Raw genomic sequence first — 15,606 nt, forward strand, 5'->3', positions numbered from 1 at the left:
TAGAGACTTCAGATCACTCTGGACGTTCAGGGTGAATGGGTGATGTCAGCCATGTTCTCGATTTCCAGCGCCCCGGTGTCCGAGGTTTCCAGGACCACGTAGGCGCTGCTGCAGAACAGCGAGTTGAGACGCTTCATGTCGGCGATCAGTTCCAGGTGCAGGGAGCTGGTCTCGATGCTCTGGACAATCTTGCGCTGCAGCCGGCTGACGTGGGCGTGGGCCAGGCGCCGTTCCTGGGCGCGGAAGCGGCGTTTCTCCCGCAGCAATTGACGGGCGCTTTCCGGGTCGGCGCTGAGAAATACCGAGAGTCCCAGGCGCAGGTTGGCGATCAGTTGCGCGTGCAGTCCGGTCAGCTCTTCCAGACCCACTTCGGAGAAGGAGCGGCGTTGCGACGTCTTCTGCTGCTGGACCTTGCGCAGCATGCGTTCAATCAGGTCGCTGGCCAGCTTGAGGTTGATCGCCAGTTCGATGATCTCCGCCCAGCGCCGGCTGTCCTGCTCGCTGAGGTCTTCCCGGGGCATTTGCGCCAGGTACAGCTTGATGGCGCTGTACAGCGCTTCTACATCCTCGCTCAGGGCGCGCATTTCCTGGGTAATGGCGGTCTGCTTGCCACGCAGCACATCGCGCATGGCTTCCAGCATATTGTCGATCAGGTCGCCGATGCGCAGGGTTTCCCGGGCGGCGTTGGCCAGGGCCAGGCTCGGGGTGGCCAGGGCAGTGGGATCGAGGTGCCGTGGTCGTGCACGGCCGTTGTCCTGGGGGCGCTCGGGCATCAGCCAGGCACAGAATCGGGCCATGGGGCCGACAGTGGGCAGCAGCAACAGGCAGCGGACGGTGTTGTACAACAGGTGGAAGCCGATCACCACTTCCTGCGGGCTGAAGTCCAGGCTGTCCATCCAGTGGGCCAGCGGGTCGAGCACCGGAATGATCAGCAGCAGGCCGATCAGCTTGTACAGCAGGCTGCCCAGCGCCACCTGGCGTCCGGCGGTGTTCTGCATGCTGGTGCTGAGGAAGGCCAGCACCCCGCTGCCGATGTTGGCGCCGATCACCAGGCCGATGGCCACCGGCAGGCCGATCACCCCGGCCCCGGCCAGGGTGGCGGTCAGCAGCACCGCCGCCAGGCTGGAGTAGGACACCATGGCGAACACCGCGCCCATCAGCGCATCCAGGAGGATGTCGCCGGTGAGTGAGGCGAACAGCACCTTCACCCCTTGGGCGTGGGTAATCGGCGCTGCGGCTTCGACGATCAGTTGCAAGGCCAGGATGATCAGGCCCAGGCCGATGCCGACCCGGCCCAGTTGGCCGGCGCGAGTCTGTTTGCGCGACAGAAAGAAAATCACCCCGAGGAAGATCAGCAACGGTGACAGCCAGGACAGGTCGAAAGTCAGCACCCGAGCCATCAATGCGGTACCGACATCGGCCCCCAGCATGGTGGCCAGCGCCGGGGTCAGGGTCATCAGGCCCTGGCCGACAAAGGAGGTCACCAGCATCGCCGTGGCGTTGCTGCTCTGGACCATGGCGGTTACCAGGATGCCGGCGACGAAGGCCAGCGGTCGCCTGGCCATGTTCTGCCCGATTACGTGTCGCAGGTTGGAGCCATAGACCCGCAGGATGCCGGTACGGACGATGTGCGTGCCCCAGATCAGCAGGGCCACGGCGGAAAGCAGATTGAGCAGGGTCAGCATGAGAGGGCCCCCCTGGGGTGAAGAGCCCCAAGCGGGGCCAGTGGACGTTGTTGCGCGAGGTTCTACGTTATGTATTTAAGCTGTAGTTGGCTAACGCACAGGACGCCAGCATCGCATAGCTAAACCGGTGATTGAAACAAAACTGTCATGAAAACAGCTGCCTGCAGCCGTGAAAAAGGGGCTCGTAAGCCCCTTTTTCTGTAGCGCGTTGGCGGTTTACTGACCAGGAATGTCCTTGCGCAGTTTCACCGGGTCCTGCTGTTTTTTCTTCTTCGCGATGGCGGTACGCATCTTGATGTTGATGGCTTCCACCGCCAGGGAGAAGGCCATGGCGAAGTAGACGTAGCCTTTTGGTACGTGCACTTCGAAGGCCTCGGCGATCAGTACGGTACCGACCACCAGCAGGAACGACAGCGCGAGCATCTTCAGCGACGGGTGCTTGTCGATGAATTCACTGATGGCGCCGGCCGCCAGCATCATCACCAGGACCGCGACAATGATCGCCGCCACCATGACCGGCACATGGGACACCATGCCCACTGCGGTGATGACCGAGTCCAGGGAGAAGACGATGTCGATGATGGCGATCTGGATGATGGTGTAGATGAAGTTGCCGCCCTTGCCTTTGGGTTCATCCAGGGTTTCGTCTTCACCTTCCAGTGCGTGGTACATCTCCTGGGAGCTTTTCCACAGCAGGAACAGGCCGCCGAAGAACAGGATCAGGTCCCGCCCGGAAATGCCTTGGCCGAAGACCACGAACAGATCGGCCGTAAGGCGCATGACCCAGGTGATCGACAGCAGCAACAGAATCCGCGTGACCATGGCCAGGGCCAGGCCGAAGATCCGGGTGCGCGCCTGCATGTGCTTGGGCATGCGGCTGACCAGGATCGAAATCATGATGATGTTGTCGATGCCCAGGACGATTTCCAGGGCGGTCAAGGTAAAGAAGGCAACCCAGATTTCCGGGTTGGTCAGCCATTCCATGTGTATTCCTTTGAGCGGTTGTTATGGCCCGGGCCGGGAAGCCGGCCCGAGCGAAGAATCATTGCTTTTATAGCGTGCTGAACAGCGGAAAAATCCCCATCAGCAGAGCGGCGAACATTATGCACAGACAGACCAGCACTGCCCACTTGAGGGTGAAGCGCTGGTGATCGCCGAACTCGATGCCAGCCAGGGCCACCAACAGATAGGTCGAGGGTACCAGCGGGCTGAGCAAGTGCACCGGTTGGCCGACGATCGACGCCCGGGCCATTTCCACCGCCGTGATGCCGTAATGACTGGCGGCTTCTGCCAGCACTGGCAATACGCCGTAGTAGAAGGCGTCGTTGGACATGAAGAAGGTGAACGGCATGCTCACCAGCGCGGTGATCACTGCGAGATAGGGCCCCAGGGCTTCAGGGATCACTGCCAGCAGGCTCTTGGACATGGCGTCGACCATGCCGGTACCGGACAGGATGCCGGTGAAGATACCGGCAGCAAAGATCAGCCCGACCACTGCCAGCACGCTGCCGGCGTGGGCCGCGACCCGGTCCTTCTGCTGCTGCAGGCAGGGGTAGTTGACGATCATGGCAATACTGAAGGCCACCATGAACAGCACGGGCAACGGCAGCAGCCCGGCGATCAGCGCGCACATCAGGGCGAAGGTCAGGGCACCGTTGAACCAGATCAGCTTCGGGCGACGGGCGTCGGGGTACTGCGAGACGCTGATTTCACTGTGATCCATCTCATCGCCCGCCAGGTGCAGTTCGCCCAGGCGTGCACGCTCACGTTTGCCGTACAGATAGGCGATCGCCAGGATCGCCACCACGCCGGCCAGCATGGCTGGGATCATCGGCACGAAAATGTCCGACGGGTCCACGTGCAAAGCGCTGGCGGCGCGGGCGGTCGGGCCGCCCCAGGGGGTCATGTTCATCACCCCGCCGGCGAGGATGATCAGGCCCGCCATGATCCGCGGGCTCATGCCAATGCGGCTGTACAACGGCAGCATGGCGGCCACGCAGATCATGTAGGTGGTGGCGCCGTCACCGTCCAGGGACACCACCAGGGCCAGCACGGCGGTGCCGACCGAGACCTTCAGCGGGTCGCCCTTGACCAGCTTGAGGATCTTGCGCACCGCCGGGTCGAACAGGCCGGAGTCGATCATCAGGGCGAAATACAGAATGGCGAACATCAGCATCACGCCGGTGGGCGCCAGCTTGGTGATGCCTTCAAGCATCATGGGACCGATCTCCGGTGCGAAACCGCCGAACAGGGCGAACAGGATCGGCACGATGATCAGGGCGATCAGCGCGGACAGGCGCTTGGTCATGATCAGGAACATGAACGTGATGACCATGGCAAAGCCAAGGAAAGTCAGCATGGGAATACTCCAGGCGTAGCGCGGCTAGGGAATGGCGAACCGGGTGGGATCAGCGCAGAACGGCAAGCACGAGGCGTACGGGAGGAGTCGAAGCGAACAGGCGGGTACGAGCGGACATCAGAATCACCATTGTTGTTGTTAATAGGGCCGGGAGCGCCAGAAACGCCCGCTGTGGCCAACCGGTCTTTTGCCGGTAGTGGAGGCGATCCTAATCGGGGAAGCTTTCAGCCAGCTTTCGGCATTGAAAGGAAACGGTGGATGTTGCGGCAGGCGACCAGCGGCATAAAGTGACGGGCATGGGCCCAAAAGAGGAATGCACATGAGTGAGTTGCACACCGGCGGCTGCCACTGCGGGCGGCTGCGCTACCAGTTCAGCGGGCCACTGCGGGATATCGCCCACTGTCATTGCTCTATCTGCCGCCGGGTCAGCGGCGGTCTGGTGACCACCTGGATCACTTTGCCCGCCCGCGCTTTCAAGTGGCTGGAAGGCGTTCCCGCGCGCTACGACTCATCTGCAAGTTGTGCGCGCTATTTCTGCGCTGACTGTGGTGCTCACTTGGCACTGGTTACCCACCTGAGCCCGGACAGCATCGATGTCACCATTGCCACTCTGGATCACCCGGAACGGGCGCCTGCGGACCGGCATATCTGGACCGACAGCCGGCTACCCTGGCTGCACCTGGACGAGCAACTGCCGGAAGAACCCGAGGAAACTCTGTAGGAACCGGCTTGCCGGCGAAGCTTTCAAGGTAGCTCCAACCCACCCGCGGCCTTGTGCAGAGCCCGCAGATGCTCGCCCACCTGTTTCAGGTTGGCCTCGTTGGCGGCGATCTCGGCGGCCCGGGCTGGTTCGAGCAACGCCCGTACTTCCTTGTCCAGTTCGCCGGTCAGCGATTGCAGCTGTTTCTGCCGCTCGCTGCTTTCGGACTCCAGGCGCTGCCATTCGCCGGGCTGGGGCAAGCCATAGCCGCTGCTGCCCAGCAGTTCCGCCGGTCGGCTGAGGAAGCCGCTGTTGGCGAGAATTTCCTGCAGGGTCTTGTTGGCTTTTTCCATGCCGCCATTCTTCAGTTCCCGGGCGCCCAGGTAGCGCTGCTTGACCTCGTCCTGAGCCAGCAACAGTTGCCGGCGATAGCTGGCCTGCTCCAGGAGCAGCAAGGCCGCGCTGGTTCGCAGGTCGGCCCGGTCGAACCACTGGCGGCGTTGCGCAGCGCTCAATGACAGCCAGTCTTCGACGCTGGCCTGCTTGATTGGCAGGTGCTTTTTGATCACTTCGAACATCGCCTGGTAGCGGTCGCGGAAGGAGTCGAAGCGATAGCCCAGGCGCAGCGCTTCCCGGGGATCGTCGAGCACGCTGGTGTCCGCCAGTCCCCTGCCCTTGAGCACTTCCAGCAAACCGTTGGGCATGATGCTGTCGAGGCCGATCAGTTGTTTGTTGTTGCTGCCGCTGCGCAGCAGCTTGAGGCTCTCCACTGCGCAGTTGTTGGACAGGAAGTAATAGTTGCCGTCGTAGCTCCAGTGCATCTCGGCGGCGTGCTCCACCACTTCCTCGATCTCGCTGCGTGACAGCTTCAAGGGCACGGATGCCAGGCTGCGCAGTTCGGTCTTGGTGTATTCATCGATGACTTGCGACAGCGGCAGGACGAACAACCGCGAAGGGTACTTGCCCACCAGGCCATCCCAACTGGACAGCTGTACGTCGCCGACAAAGGCGCGGTAGGACAGCACCAGGTGTTGGTCCAGGTCCAGGCGGCAATCCGGGCCTCGGGTGCGGCCCGGAGCACAGATCACCAGGCGCAGCATGCTGTGGCCCCAGCGGCTGACCCAGTTCTGGTTGGCCTCGGCCAGCAGGTAGTCCACCGCGTAGACCCGTTCCGGGTCGACCTTGCCCAGGGGCGTCTTGGCGAAGTCGTTGCCGGCGTTGAGGAAGGCAAAGGACTGGGCACAATTGTCCTTGGCGGCAGGGGCCCAGGCGAAATGTTCCTGGTAGTAGCGATACAGCGCCGGGCGGCGGCAGGCGTAGCTCGGATCGAGGAGGAAATACTCCATGTTCACCGCTACGAACTCTTTCGGGTTGGTGATCTCGTAGAGGTCCGGACTGCGGGCAACCTGCCGGTTGTGCTGTTCCCGCTCTCCGCGGCGACCGACATATTGCGGCCAGCCGGCCAGGTCCAGCAGCCGCGGGTCGTCGCTGAGGGTAAAGCGGCGATCGTTCTGGCCCCGGCACTCATCCGGCAGGCCGATCAGGCCGGAAGTACCGGTCTTGCGGGTGCAGCGCTGGATCAGGCTGCGTTCGGCGCTGGGCCATAAACGCGCACGATCATAAATGTGGGTCAGTTCATGAAGTACGGTAGCGAGCAGTTCCCGGCGCACGGTGCCATGGGGGCGACTGGTCTTCTGCGTCGCAGCCGAGCCATCGGCCAGGCTGGGCAACAGGGCACGATTGAGGTCCAGTTCCGCAACCAGGGATGCCGCGCCATAGGCATTGTCGGGCATCTGGTCGGTCCAGCCGACATCAATGGTGCGATCCAGTTGCTGGATGAAGCGCGGCGGCAGTGCCTGCATCGCTTCATCCAGCAGCGCCTGGCTGGCGCGTTGTTGCGCCGGGCTCAAACCATCGGTCTTGAGGCGCAATTGCAAGTCGGCTTGGGCGGTGCCACAGAGCAGCCCCAGGGTCCCGGCCAGCAGCCAGGCGAAAACTGGCTTCACAGAGCGAGGATAGCTTCGGCGAGGACCTGATCGCTGGCGTCACGGGCTTCCGGCAATTGGGTGCGCAGTGCCGTGAAGGCGGCTTCCAGTTGTGCGCCACGGATATCGCCATTGCTGGCGACAAAGCTGGCGGCATCGTCATGGGCTTCGCGCACGACTTTGGAATCACGGATCGAGGTGGTGGTGTCCGAGGTGAAATCGATCGTGCGGCCAGAGGCGCGGACGATGATATTACTGGTGGCCACCAGGGTTTGTGCCTGGGCCACGTCGGCCAACAACAGCAGGCCAAGGGTGGCGGCAATCAGCGGGCTACGCATGGAACGACTCCGGAATAACAGGGATGGCTATTGGACGAGAATTGCCTGCGCCAGTTCAAGGTCGCTGGCATGAAGTTTTGCCTGGTGTTGCCGCAGATACTTCAGTGCGGACTCCAGGCGTGCCCCACGCAGTTGGCCGTCGGTCGCAATGAAGGCGGCGGCGTCATCCTGGGCGTTGAGCAGCAGTTTATGGTCGAAGGGCGCCGAGGTCACCTGGCTTGTAGCGTATGCCGTGATGACCGAGCTCTGGGTCGTCAGGTCAAATGCCTGCACCGAGGAGGCCCAACAGACAGCGATCAATAGTGGAGCGAAAAGCGAAATTCGGAACAAACCCAATAGTCTCGACAGCTGAAAACCAGCGCCAAGGCTAGCGCAATGGCCCGGGCAGGGCCAGTGCAGAGGGTTTCAGGTGCGTACACGCACCTGTAGCGGCAGGTCAGATCGCCAGGATTGCCTGAGCCAGTTGTGTATCAGTGGCCTGCAGTTGAGGGGCTTGTTGGCGGATGTGGGCGAAGGCACTTTCCAGTTTTACCCCGCGAATTGCGCCGTCGGTGGCGACGAAGCTGGCGGCGTCATCCCGGGCAGCGCGGACAATCTTGTTGTCGCGCAGGGAGGAGGTGACGTCGGAAGTTGCATCGGTCGTGGCCTTGAGGGCACCGACAATGGCATCAGTGGTCACGATCAGGCTGGTGGCGTGGGCATTGGTAGCCAGGGCCAGCAGTGCGGCAGTGCTGAGCAGGCGAAGACGGGACATGGGTAGCTCCTGTGAATGAACAGACAATTTAAGGGCGCTGAGTGAGACGCCGGGCAGCCACTGCGAGGTGCTGTGTCTGATGGATCTGACGCAACTCGGAAGAAAGTCGTTACGTCACTTCAGATATTAGGCTGAGCTGTTCTATTCGCACAGATCTGTGTCAGGGGTGGAGGCTGCCGCCCATGAATTCATGACGCCGTCCTCGTCGAGACGTCGAACGATTGGCTTGCAGCATCAAGCTATTGGGTTTATCGGCGAAGAGACAGATAGGCTAGGACTTTAACTGTACCTATTGTTTTTTGTTTTGGTATAACTGTACCTATCGTTGTCTGATGCAGACGATCCTTCACCTCAGAACGTTTGCCATCGGCCCAGAACGACAAAACCCGTCGCAGTTTCCTGCGACGGGTTTTGTGTGTGCAATTCGGGGTGCTGGCGGTGGACCCGGAGGGTCAGGGCCAGCGACGCTGAGTTAGCGCCAGAACGGCTTGCTCAGCTCTTCGTAGCGTTGTGCTTCGCTGATCCCGGCATCGGCCAGCAGACGCGAATCCAGACGAGCCAGTTGATGGCGGCTGGAGATGCGGCGCTGCCACAGCATCAGGTTGGCAATAACGCGCAGAGGCAGGGAAGCCTGGGTTTTTTCAGCTTTGTCTTCGAAGAACAGTTCGGAACTGAGTGTACGTTCCATGGTTGACATCCTTCCGCTTGTGGCGGGATCAGGTAGTGGTTTAACTGGTGCCCATGATCCTCTTCCCGCGCAAGACTCTGTAGATACAGTTCACCTGTATTGTGAAGGACCAGTTAACTGTTTATAGAGGCTGTACTGTTCGTAAATGGCGCAACTGTACCTGTCAGCACCTTTTTGGTGCGTTTAGGCGGTTTTTGATTGGAAGTTAACGGTTTTAGGCGAGGAAAAGACCGGTACAGCAGTACAGTTTTTGTCGAGCTTTGGTGGGGAGCTGGCGAGCTGACGAAACTGTGTTTGCGTCAGCTGCCAACTGTATCAATCACTCGGCGAGCATTTTCCCGGTTTCTTCCAGATTGATGTGCCAGCTCAGGGCATCACGCAGTATGTGTGGTGTGTGACCACCCAGGGCGCAGGCCTTGGTGAAGTAGTCATTCAGCGCGTCGCGGTAGGACGGATGCACACAGTTGTCGATGATCACCCGGGCCCGCTCACGTGGCGCCAGGCCACGCAAGTCTGCCAGGCCGATCTCGGTCACCAGGATGTCGACGTCATGCTCGGTGTGGTCCACGTGGCTGACCATGGGCACCACGCTGGAAATCGCCCCGCCCTTGGCAATCGACTTGGTGACGAAGATCGCCAGGTGCGCGTTGCGAGCGAAGTCGCCGGAGCCGCCGATGCCGTTCATCATCCGCGTGCCGCAGACGTGGGTGGAGTTGACGTTGCCGTAGATGTCGAACTCCAGAGCGGTGTTGATGCCGATGATGCCCAGGCGGCGCACCACTTCCGGGTGGTTGGAGATCTCCTGGGGGCGCAGCACCAGCTTGTCCTTGTAGCGTTCCAGATTGCCGAACACGTCGGCGTTGCGCCGGCTCGACAGGGTGATGGAGCTGCCCGAGGCGAAGCTGAGCTTGCCGGCGTCGATCAGGTCGAAGGTCGAGTCCTGCAGCACCTCGGAGTACATGGTCAGGTTCTCGAACGGCGACTCGATCAGGCCGCACATCACCGCGTTGGCGATGTTGCCGATGCCCGCCTGCAGCGGGCCGAGCTTGTTGCTCATGCGTCCGGCATCCACTTCCTGCTTGAGGAAGTCGATCAGGTGATTGGCGATGCCTTGTGTTTCGCTGTCCGGGGTGGAGACGGTGGATGGCGAATCGGCCTGATTGGTGATGACAATGGCGACGATCTTTTCCGCAGGAATCGGAATGGCCGTGCTGCCGATGCGATCATCGACTTTGACCAGGGGAATAGGCGTGCGGGTCGGGCGATAAGTCGGGATGTAGATGTCGTGCAGGCCTTCCAGGTTTGGGTTGTGCGCCAGGTTGATCTCGACGATCACCTGCTTGGCGAAGATCGCAAAGCTGGCGGAGTTGCCCACCGAAGTGGTCGGCACGATATGGCCCTGCTCAGTGATGGCGACAGCCTCGATCACTGCAATGTCTGGCAGCTTGAGCTGCTGGTTGCGCAGTTGCTCGACGGTTTCCGACAAGTGCTGGTCGATGAACATCACTTCGCCGGCGTTGATCGCCTTGCGCAGGGTGCTGTCCACCTGGAACGGCATGCGCCGGGCCAGGACGCCGGCTTCGGTGAGTTGCTTGTCCAGGTCGTTGCCCAGGCTGGCACCGGTCATCAGGCTGATTTTCAGCGGGGTCACCTTGGCCCGTTCGGCCAGGGCATGGGGCACGGCCTTGGCTTCACCGGCGCGGGTGAAGCCGCTCATGCCGACGGTCATGCCGTCCTCAATCAGGGCGGCAGCGTCGGCGGCGCTCATCACCTTATCCAACAACGAAGGCAAGCGGATACGATCACGGTACATGGATTGTTATCTCGGGCAACGGAAGCAAGAAGCGCAGTCTAGTGATTTCAAAAAAAAACGCCCCGCGACAAAGGTCGAATGAAAGGCCCTGATCTAGAGCCTTCTGTCGGCTTTATGGTGTAAATAAAAAACCCCAGCCTACTAAAGGCTGAGGTTTGGGTTATTGCGCTACAGCAGCTTTATTCGACGGCTTTGACCATGTCTTCGATGACTTTCTTGGCGTCGCCGAAGACCATCATGGTCTTGTCCAGGTAAAACAGTTCGTTGTCCAGGCCGGCATAACCACTGGCCATGGAGCGCTTGTTGACGATGATGGTCTTGGCCTTGAAAGCCTCGAGGATCGGCATGCCGGCGATCGGCGATTTCGGATCGTTCTTCGCCGCCGGGTTGACCACGTCGTTGGCACCCAGGACCAGCACCACGTCGGCCTGGCCGAACTCGGAGTTGATGTCTTCCATCTCGAACACCTGGTCGTAAGGCACTTCGGCTTCGGCCAGCAATACGTTCATGTGGCCGGGCATGCGCCCTGCTACCGGGTGGATCGCGTACTTCACGGTCACGCCGCGGTGGGTCAGCTTCTCGGTCAGCTCTTTCAGCGCGTGCTGGGCCCGCGCTACCGCCAGGCCGTAGCCGGGAACGATGATCACGGTGTCCGCGTTGGTCAGCAGGAAGGTCGCATCGTCAGCCGAGCCGGATTTCACCGGACGGGCTTCCTGTGCACCGGCCGGGCCGCCCGCATCGGCGCTGTTGCCGAAACCGCCCAGCAGCACGTTGAAGAACGAACGGTTCATCGCCTTGCACATGATGTACGAAAGGATCGCGCCGCTGGAGCCCACCAGGGAACCGGCGATGATCAGCATCGAGTTGTTCAGGGAGAAACCGATCCCTGCCGCTGCCCAGCCCGAATAGCTGTTGAGCATCGATACCACCACTGGCATGTCGGCGCCGCCGATCGGGATGATGATCAGCACACCCATGACGAAGGCCAGGGCCAGCATGAGGGCAAAGGCGCCCAGGTTGCCGGTGGCCATGAAGGTCACGCCCAGGCCGAGGGTGGCCAGGCCCAGCACCAGGTTGAGTTTGTGCTGGCCGGCGAACTGTACCGGTGCGCCCTGGAACAGGCGGAACTTGTACTTGCCTGACAGCTTGCCGAAGGCGATCACCGAGCCGGAGAAGGTGATGGCGCCGATGGCCGCGCCGAGGAACAGTTCCAGGCGGTTACCAGCGGGGATCGCATCGCCCAGGTGTTTGACGATGCCCAGAGACTGCGGTTCGACCACGGCGGCAATGGCGATGAACACTGCGGCCAGACCGATCATGCTGTGCATGAAGGCCACCAGCTCCGGCATCTTGGTCATCTCGACGCGCTTGGCCATGATCGAACCGGCGGTGCCGCCGATCAGCAGGCCCACGATGACGTAGCCGATGCCGGCGGTGGCCAGTTCTGCGCCGAGCTTATAGATGAGGCCAATGGTGGTCAGTACCGCCAGGGCCATGCCCAGCATGCCGAACAGGTTGCCGCGTCGGGATGTGGTCGGGTGCGAAAGCCCCTTGAGCGCCTGGATAAAGCACACCGAGGCAATCAGATAGAGGGTTGTTACCAGGTTCATACTCATTACTTCTGCACCTCTTCTTTCACGGCTTTGGGCGCTTTCTTCTTGAACATTTCCAACATGCGGCGGGTCACCAGGAAGCCACCGAACACGTTGACCGCGGCCAGGGCAACGGCCAGGGTGCCCATGGTCTTGCCCAGCGGGGTCACGGTCAGGGCGGCAGCCAGCATGGCGCCGACGATGACGATGGCGGAAATGGCGTTGGTCACCGCCATCAGCGGCGTATGCAGTGCGGGTGTGACGTTCCAGACCACGTGGTAACCGACATAGATCGCCAGCACGAAGATGATCAGGTTGTAGATACCGGGGGAGATAAGCTCTTCCATCGTCTGAATCCCTGCTTAGGCGTTTTTGCGGATGACTTGGCCGTCGCGGCACATCAGGCACGCGGCGACGATGTCGTCTTCGAGGTTGACTTCGAACTGCCCTTCTTTAGTGAAGACAAGCTTCAGGAAGTCCAGCAGGTTGCGGGCGTACAGCGCCGAGGCATCTGCAGCTACCGCGCCGGCCAGGTTGGTCGGGCCGACGATGGTTACACCGTTTTCGACCACGACCTGATCCGCTACGGTCAGCGGGCAGTTGCCGCCCTGTGCTGCTGCCAGGTCGATGACCACCGAGCCGGGTTTCATCTGGGCGACAGTCTCGGCGCTCAGCAGCGTCGGTGCCTTGCGGCCTGGGATCAGCGCGGTGGTGATGACGATATCGGACTGCTTTGCACGCTCGTGGACCGCCTGGGCCTGGCGCTGCATCCAGCTGGCCGGCATGGGACGGGCGTAGCCACCGACACCTACAGCGCACTCGCGCTCTTCGTCGGTCTCGTAAGGCACGTCGACGAACTTGGCCCCCAGGGACTCGATCTGCTCCTTCACCGCTGGGCGCACGTCCGATGCCTCGATCACAGCGCCCAGGCGCTTGGCCGTGGCGATGGCCTGCAGCCCTGCTACACCGGCGCCGAGGATCAGTACGCGGGCTGCTTTGACGGTGCCAGCGGCGGTCATCAGCATTGGCATGAAGCGCGGATAGTAGTGGGCGGCCAGCAGCACAGCCTTGTAGCCGGCAATGTTGGCCTGGGACGACAACACGTCCAGGCTCTGGGCCCGGGAAGTGCGTGGTGCCGCCTCGAGGGCGAAGGCAGTAATGCCACGTTCGGCCAGCTTGGCGATGGTTTCATTGCTGAACGGATTGAGCATGCCCACCAACACGGTGCCGCTCTTGATCAGAGCCAGCTCGCTGTCACTGGGGGCCGCTACCTTGAGGATCAGTTCGGCGCCAAAGGCATCGTTGGCGTTGCCAATGGTTGCCCCTGCCGCTTCATAGGCACTGTCGACCACGCTGGCGTTAATGCCGGCGCCGCTTTGCACAGTGACTTTATGACCCTGGCCGATCAGCTTCTTGATGGTTTCCGGGGTTGCAGCAACCCGTGTTTCACCCGTCTGGGTTTCGAGAGGAACACCAATGTGCACGTCAAATCTCCTGCTTGATCTTATTGCTTTCGATCTTTCTTAGAAGGCCAGCGCACTGAGGAGGGTGCGGCTGGGGCGGCCGATCAGCACGATCCCGCTGAAATCACAGCGGGGCGCGGCATTTTGCAGGCGAACTTTGAGGCCTTCAAGGGATTCTGACTAGTGACGGAAAATTAACTACAAGTCACCCCGTGACCGAATGTCGCAACGTACAGACTTAAACCCTTGTAAGCCGCGCCTTTCAAGGCTTTAGACATGAAATTAAGATTTTTCTCATCGGTGGTGTGAATAGTCTTACATCGCCTCTAAATAAACCCTACAAGCCGCGTGGTTAGGCGCTTGTAGAACGATTGTTCAAGGTGTCGGTACAGTCTGTCTAAATGCGACAAATAGTTATATCTGTAGGGCTTTTAATTAGTTGACTACGGGGTCAGTTATTGGCGTGTAGCCTTTATTTTCCAAGGTTGTAGCTGTTCGCCTGGTTTACTAGCCAGTCGCGAAATGCCCGTAAAGAGGCTGATTCAACCTTGCGCTCAGGAATCATCAGGTAGTACGCCTTGATGCTCGTGAGTGCTTGAGGGTTGGCAATCACCAGGCGTTTTTCCGCCAGTTCGCGCTGAATGAGAAAGGCTGGAATCAGGGCGATGCCCATGTCGTGCATGGCTGCCTGGGCGAGCATGGAGAATAGCTCGTAGCGTGGCCCTGTCATGTCGCGGGGGATGCTCATTTGTTGTGAGTTGAACCACTGTCGCCAGGCGTAGGGACGTGTGGTCTGCTGCAACAGGGGCAGCTCGGCAATGGTTTCGGCATTCAGTTGCTGGTGGTTGCCCAGTATGGCCGGGCTGCACACCGGCACTGGATGCTCGCCCATCAGGCGATGGGACTGAGTACCGGACCAGTCGGCGTCACCGAAGTAGATGGCCGCGTCGAAGGAGGTGTCGGCGAAGAGGAAGGGGCGTGTGCGGTTGGTCAGGTTGACGGTGACTTCGGGGTGTTGTTTCTGGAAGTCCTTGAGGCGTGGTAGCAGCCATTGAGTGCCGAAGGTCGGTACCACTGCCAGTTCGATGACATTGGCGCCTTGCTGACCCATCACGGAAAGGGTGTCGCGCTCTACGGCATCCAGTTGAGTTGCGATCCGTCGACTGTAGGAAAGGCCGGCTTCAGTCAGTTTGACCCCCCGCCGCGAGCGTCGGAAGAGTTCTACGCTGAGGAACTCCTCCAGGCTGGCGATCTGTCGGCAGACGGCGCCCTGGGTCAGGGAAAGCTCCTGCGCCGCCTTGGTAAAGCTCTCGTGACGGGCGGCGGCCTCGAAGCTGATCAGGGCGGCGGTACTGGGGATCTTTCTGCGCATGTACGGCTATCTCACTAATGGTGGCTGTAGATGGCACTTTTTGCCGTCACGAAGTGAGAAATTAGCACAACAGTATGCAAAATCCTCGTTTGCCGGGAGGCTCCTGCTGGGCCTAGGATCAGCCCACGATAGTTGACCTACTTCACGAGGATTCACTCATGGGCGGCAAAGCAAGCTTCAACTGGATCGATCCCCTTCTGCTGGACCAGCAACTGACTGAAGAAGAGCGCATGGTCCGCGACAGTGCCGAGCAGTTCGCTCAGGACAAGCTGGCACCACGGGTTCTGGAAGCTTTCCGCCATGAAAAGACCGACCCGGCCATCTTCCGTGAAATGGGTGAAGTCGGCCTCCTGGGCGCGACCATTCCCGAGCAGTACGGCGGCAGTGGCCTGAACTATGTGTGCTATGGCCTGATCGCTCGTGAAGTGGAGCGCGTGGACTCGGGTTACCGCTCCATGATGAGTGTGCAGTCGTCCCTGGTGATGGTGCCGATCAACGAGTTCGGCACCGAAGCGCAAAAGCAGAAGTACCTGCCGAAATTGGCCTCTGGCGAGTGGATTGGCTGCTTTGGTCTGACCGAGCCGAACCATGGCTCTGACCCGGGCGCGATGATTACTCGTGCGCGCAAGGTCGAAGGTGGCTACAGCCTGACCGGTAGCAAGATGTGGATCACCAACAGTCCGATCGCGGATGTGTTTGTGGTCTGGGCCAAGGATGACGCTGGTGATATCCGTGGCTTCGTTCTGGAGAAAGGATGGAAAGGTCTGAGCGCTCCAGCCATTCATGGCAAGGTGGGCCTGCGGGCGTCGATCACTGGCGAGATCGTCATGGATAACGTTTTTGTCCCGGAAGAGAAC

15 protein-coding genes (1 of these 15 only partly in view) are annotated in these 15,606 nt (G+C 60.7%); 2 read left to right on the forward strand and 13 right to left on the reverse strand.

Translation table 11 applies throughout. The features are described from left to right. Positions 1-26: 26 nt before the first annotated feature. From DWF74_RS16510 to DWF74_RS16520, 3 genes are all read right to left on the reverse strand, one after another. Positions 27-1,685 (reverse strand): Na/Pi cotransporter family protein, encoded by a 1,659-nt coding sequence (locus DWF74_RS16510; protein ID WP_102881460.1) that lies wholly within the window; start codon positions 1,683-1,685, stop codon positions 27-29. 216 nt (positions 1,686-1,901) lie between these two features. Further along, positions 1,902-2,669 (reverse strand): TerC family protein, encoded by a 768-nt coding sequence (locus DWF74_RS16515; RefSeq protein ID WP_102862514.1) that lies wholly within the window; start codon positions 2,667-2,669, stop codon positions 1,902-1,904. Between the two features lie 67 nt (positions 2,670-2,736). Further along, complete coding sequence (locus tag DWF74_RS16520; RefSeq protein WP_115581314.1) at positions 2,737-4,044, reverse strand: CitMHS family transporter; 1,308 nt, start codon at positions 4,042-4,044, stop codon at positions 2,737-2,739. Between the two features lie 319 nt (positions 4,045-4,363). On the opposite strand from DWF74_RS16520, the gene DWF74_RS16525 reads away from it, so the two are divergent. Beyond that, positions 4,364-4,765, forward strand: a complete 402-nt coding sequence (locus tag DWF74_RS16525) for a GFA family protein (RefSeq protein WP_102862516.1) — start codon at positions 4,364-4,366, stop codon at positions 4,763-4,765. A 23-nt stretch (positions 4,766-4,788) separates the two neighbouring features. Here the strand turns inward: DWF74_RS16525 and DWF74_RS16530 are convergent, their stop codons facing one another. The 10 genes from DWF74_RS16530 to DWF74_RS16575 form a co-directional block, all read right to left on the reverse strand. Further along, the gene (locus DWF74_RS16530) at positions 4,789-6,750 is read right to left on the reverse strand and encodes a DUF4105 domain-containing protein (protein WP_115581315.1); all 1,962 of its coding nucleotides are present in this window, start codon (positions 6,748-6,750) and stop codon (positions 4,789-4,791) included. Next, on the reverse strand, positions 6,747-7,067 hold the full coding sequence (locus DWF74_RS16535) for a DUF2388 domain-containing protein (protein WP_115581316.1): 321 nt from the start codon (positions 7,065-7,067) through the stop codon (positions 6,747-6,749). The genes DWF74_RS16530 and DWF74_RS16535 overlap by 4 nt, the downstream gene beginning before the upstream one ends. A gap of 27 nt (positions 7,068-7,094) precedes the next feature. Further along, complete coding sequence (locus DWF74_RS16540) at positions 7,095-7,388, reverse strand: DUF2388 domain-containing protein (RefSeq protein WP_430757472.1); 294 nt, start codon at positions 7,386-7,388, stop codon at positions 7,095-7,097. 115 nt (positions 7,389-7,503) lie between these two features. Then, on the reverse strand, positions 7,504-7,821 hold the full coding sequence (locus DWF74_RS16545; RefSeq protein ID WP_115581318.1) for a DUF2388 domain-containing protein: 318 nt from the start codon (positions 7,819-7,821) through the stop codon (positions 7,504-7,506). A 472-nt stretch (positions 7,822-8,293) separates the two neighbouring features. Further along, positions 8,294-8,509: a DUF1127 domain-containing protein gene (locus tag DWF74_RS16550; protein WP_011058498.1), complete on the reverse strand. Its 216-nt coding sequence runs from the start codon at positions 8,507-8,509 to the stop codon at positions 8,294-8,296. Positions 8,510-8,828: 319 nt separating this feature from the next. Further along, positions 8,829-10,322, reverse strand: a complete 1,494-nt coding sequence (locus tag DWF74_RS16555; protein WP_102862521.1) for an acetyl-CoA hydrolase/transferase family protein — start codon at positions 10,320-10,322, stop codon at positions 8,829-8,831. Positions 10,323-10,501: 179 nt separating this feature from the next. Then, positions 10,502-11,938, reverse strand: coding sequence for an NAD(P)(+) transhydrogenase (Re/Si-specific) subunit beta (locus DWF74_RS16560; protein WP_016963710.1), 1,437 nt, complete (start codon positions 11,936-11,938; stop codon positions 10,502-10,504). Further along, positions 11,938-12,261, reverse strand: a complete 324-nt coding sequence (locus DWF74_RS16565) for an NAD(P) transhydrogenase subunit alpha (protein WP_005783507.1) — start codon at positions 12,259-12,261, stop codon at positions 11,938-11,940. The genes DWF74_RS16560 and DWF74_RS16565 overlap by 1 nt, the downstream gene beginning before the upstream one ends. 15 nt (positions 12,262-12,276) lie before the next feature. Continuing rightward, complete coding sequence (locus DWF74_RS16570) at positions 12,277-13,398, reverse strand: Re/Si-specific NAD(P)(+) transhydrogenase subunit alpha (protein ID WP_115581319.1); 1,122 nt, start codon at positions 13,396-13,398, stop codon at positions 12,277-12,279. A gap of 451 nt (positions 13,399-13,849) precedes the next feature. Beyond that, positions 13,850-14,749 (reverse strand): LysR family transcriptional regulator, encoded by a 900-nt coding sequence (locus tag DWF74_RS16575; RefSeq protein WP_115581320.1) that lies wholly within the window; start codon positions 14,747-14,749, stop codon positions 13,850-13,852. A 158-nt stretch (positions 14,750-14,907) separates the two neighbouring features. Here DWF74_RS16575 and DWF74_RS16580 point away from each other — a divergent pair, with 158 nt between their 5' ends. Next, positions 14,908-15,606 carry the 5' portion of an acyl-CoA dehydrogenase gene (locus tag DWF74_RS16580; RefSeq protein WP_077933165.1) on the forward strand. 483 nt of this gene lie beyond the right edge of the window, so 699 of the gene's 1,182 nt are visible here — the first part of the coding sequence; the start codon lies at positions 14,908-14,910; its stop codon lies beyond the right edge, outside the window.

Source organism: Pseudomonas protegens (genome assembly GCF_003363755.1).
GTDB lineage: Bacteria > Pseudomonadota > Gammaproteobacteria > Pseudomonadales > Pseudomonadaceae > Aquipseudomonas > Aquipseudomonas danubii.

What these genes read in the sequence shown, in the direction of transcription:
- DWF74_RS16510 (WP_102881460.1), bottom strand. Translation starts at nt 1,685, where the DNA reads ATGCTGACCCTGCTCAATCTGCTTTCCGCCGTGGCCCTGCTGATCTGG.
- DWF74_RS16515 (WP_102862514.1), bottom strand. Translation starts at nt 2,669, where the DNA reads ATGGAATGGCTGACCAACCCGGAAATCTGGGTTGCCTTCTTTACCTTG.
- DWF74_RS16520 (WP_115581314.1), bottom strand. Translation starts at nt 4,044, where the DNA reads ATGCTGACTTTCCTTGGCTTTGCCATGGTCATCACGTTCATGTTCCTG.
- DWF74_RS16525 (WP_102862516.1), top strand. Translation starts at nt 4,364, where the DNA reads ATGAGTGAGTTGCACACCGGCGGCTGCCACTGCGGGCGGCTGCGCTAC.
- DWF74_RS16535 (WP_115581316.1), bottom strand. Translation starts at nt 7,067, where the DNA reads ATGCGTAGCCCGCTGATTGCCGCCACCCTTGGCCTGCTGTTGTTGGCC.
- DWF74_RS16545 (WP_115581318.1), bottom strand. Translation starts at nt 7,821, where the DNA reads ATGTCCCGTCTTCGCCTGCTCAGCACTGCCGCACTGCTGGCCCTGGCT.
- DWF74_RS16550 (WP_011058498.1), bottom strand. Translation starts at nt 8,509, where the DNA reads ATGGAACGTACACTCAGTTCCGAACTGTTCTTCGAAGACAAAGCTGAA.
- DWF74_RS16555 (WP_102862521.1), bottom strand. Translation starts at nt 10,322, where the DNA reads ATGTACCGTGATCGTATCCGCTTGCCTTCGTTGTTGGATAAGGTGATG.
- DWF74_RS16560 (WP_016963710.1), bottom strand. Translation starts at nt 11,938, where the DNA reads ATGAGTATGAACCTGGTAACAACCCTCTATCTGATTGCCTCGGTGTGC.
- DWF74_RS16565 (WP_005783507.1), bottom strand. Translation starts at nt 12,261, where the DNA reads ATGGAAGAGCTTATCTCCCCCGGTATCTACAACCTGATCATCTTCGTG.
- DWF74_RS16575 (WP_115581320.1), bottom strand. Translation starts at nt 14,749, where the DNA reads ATGCGCAGAAAGATCCCCAGTACCGCCGCCCTGATCAGCTTCGAGGCC.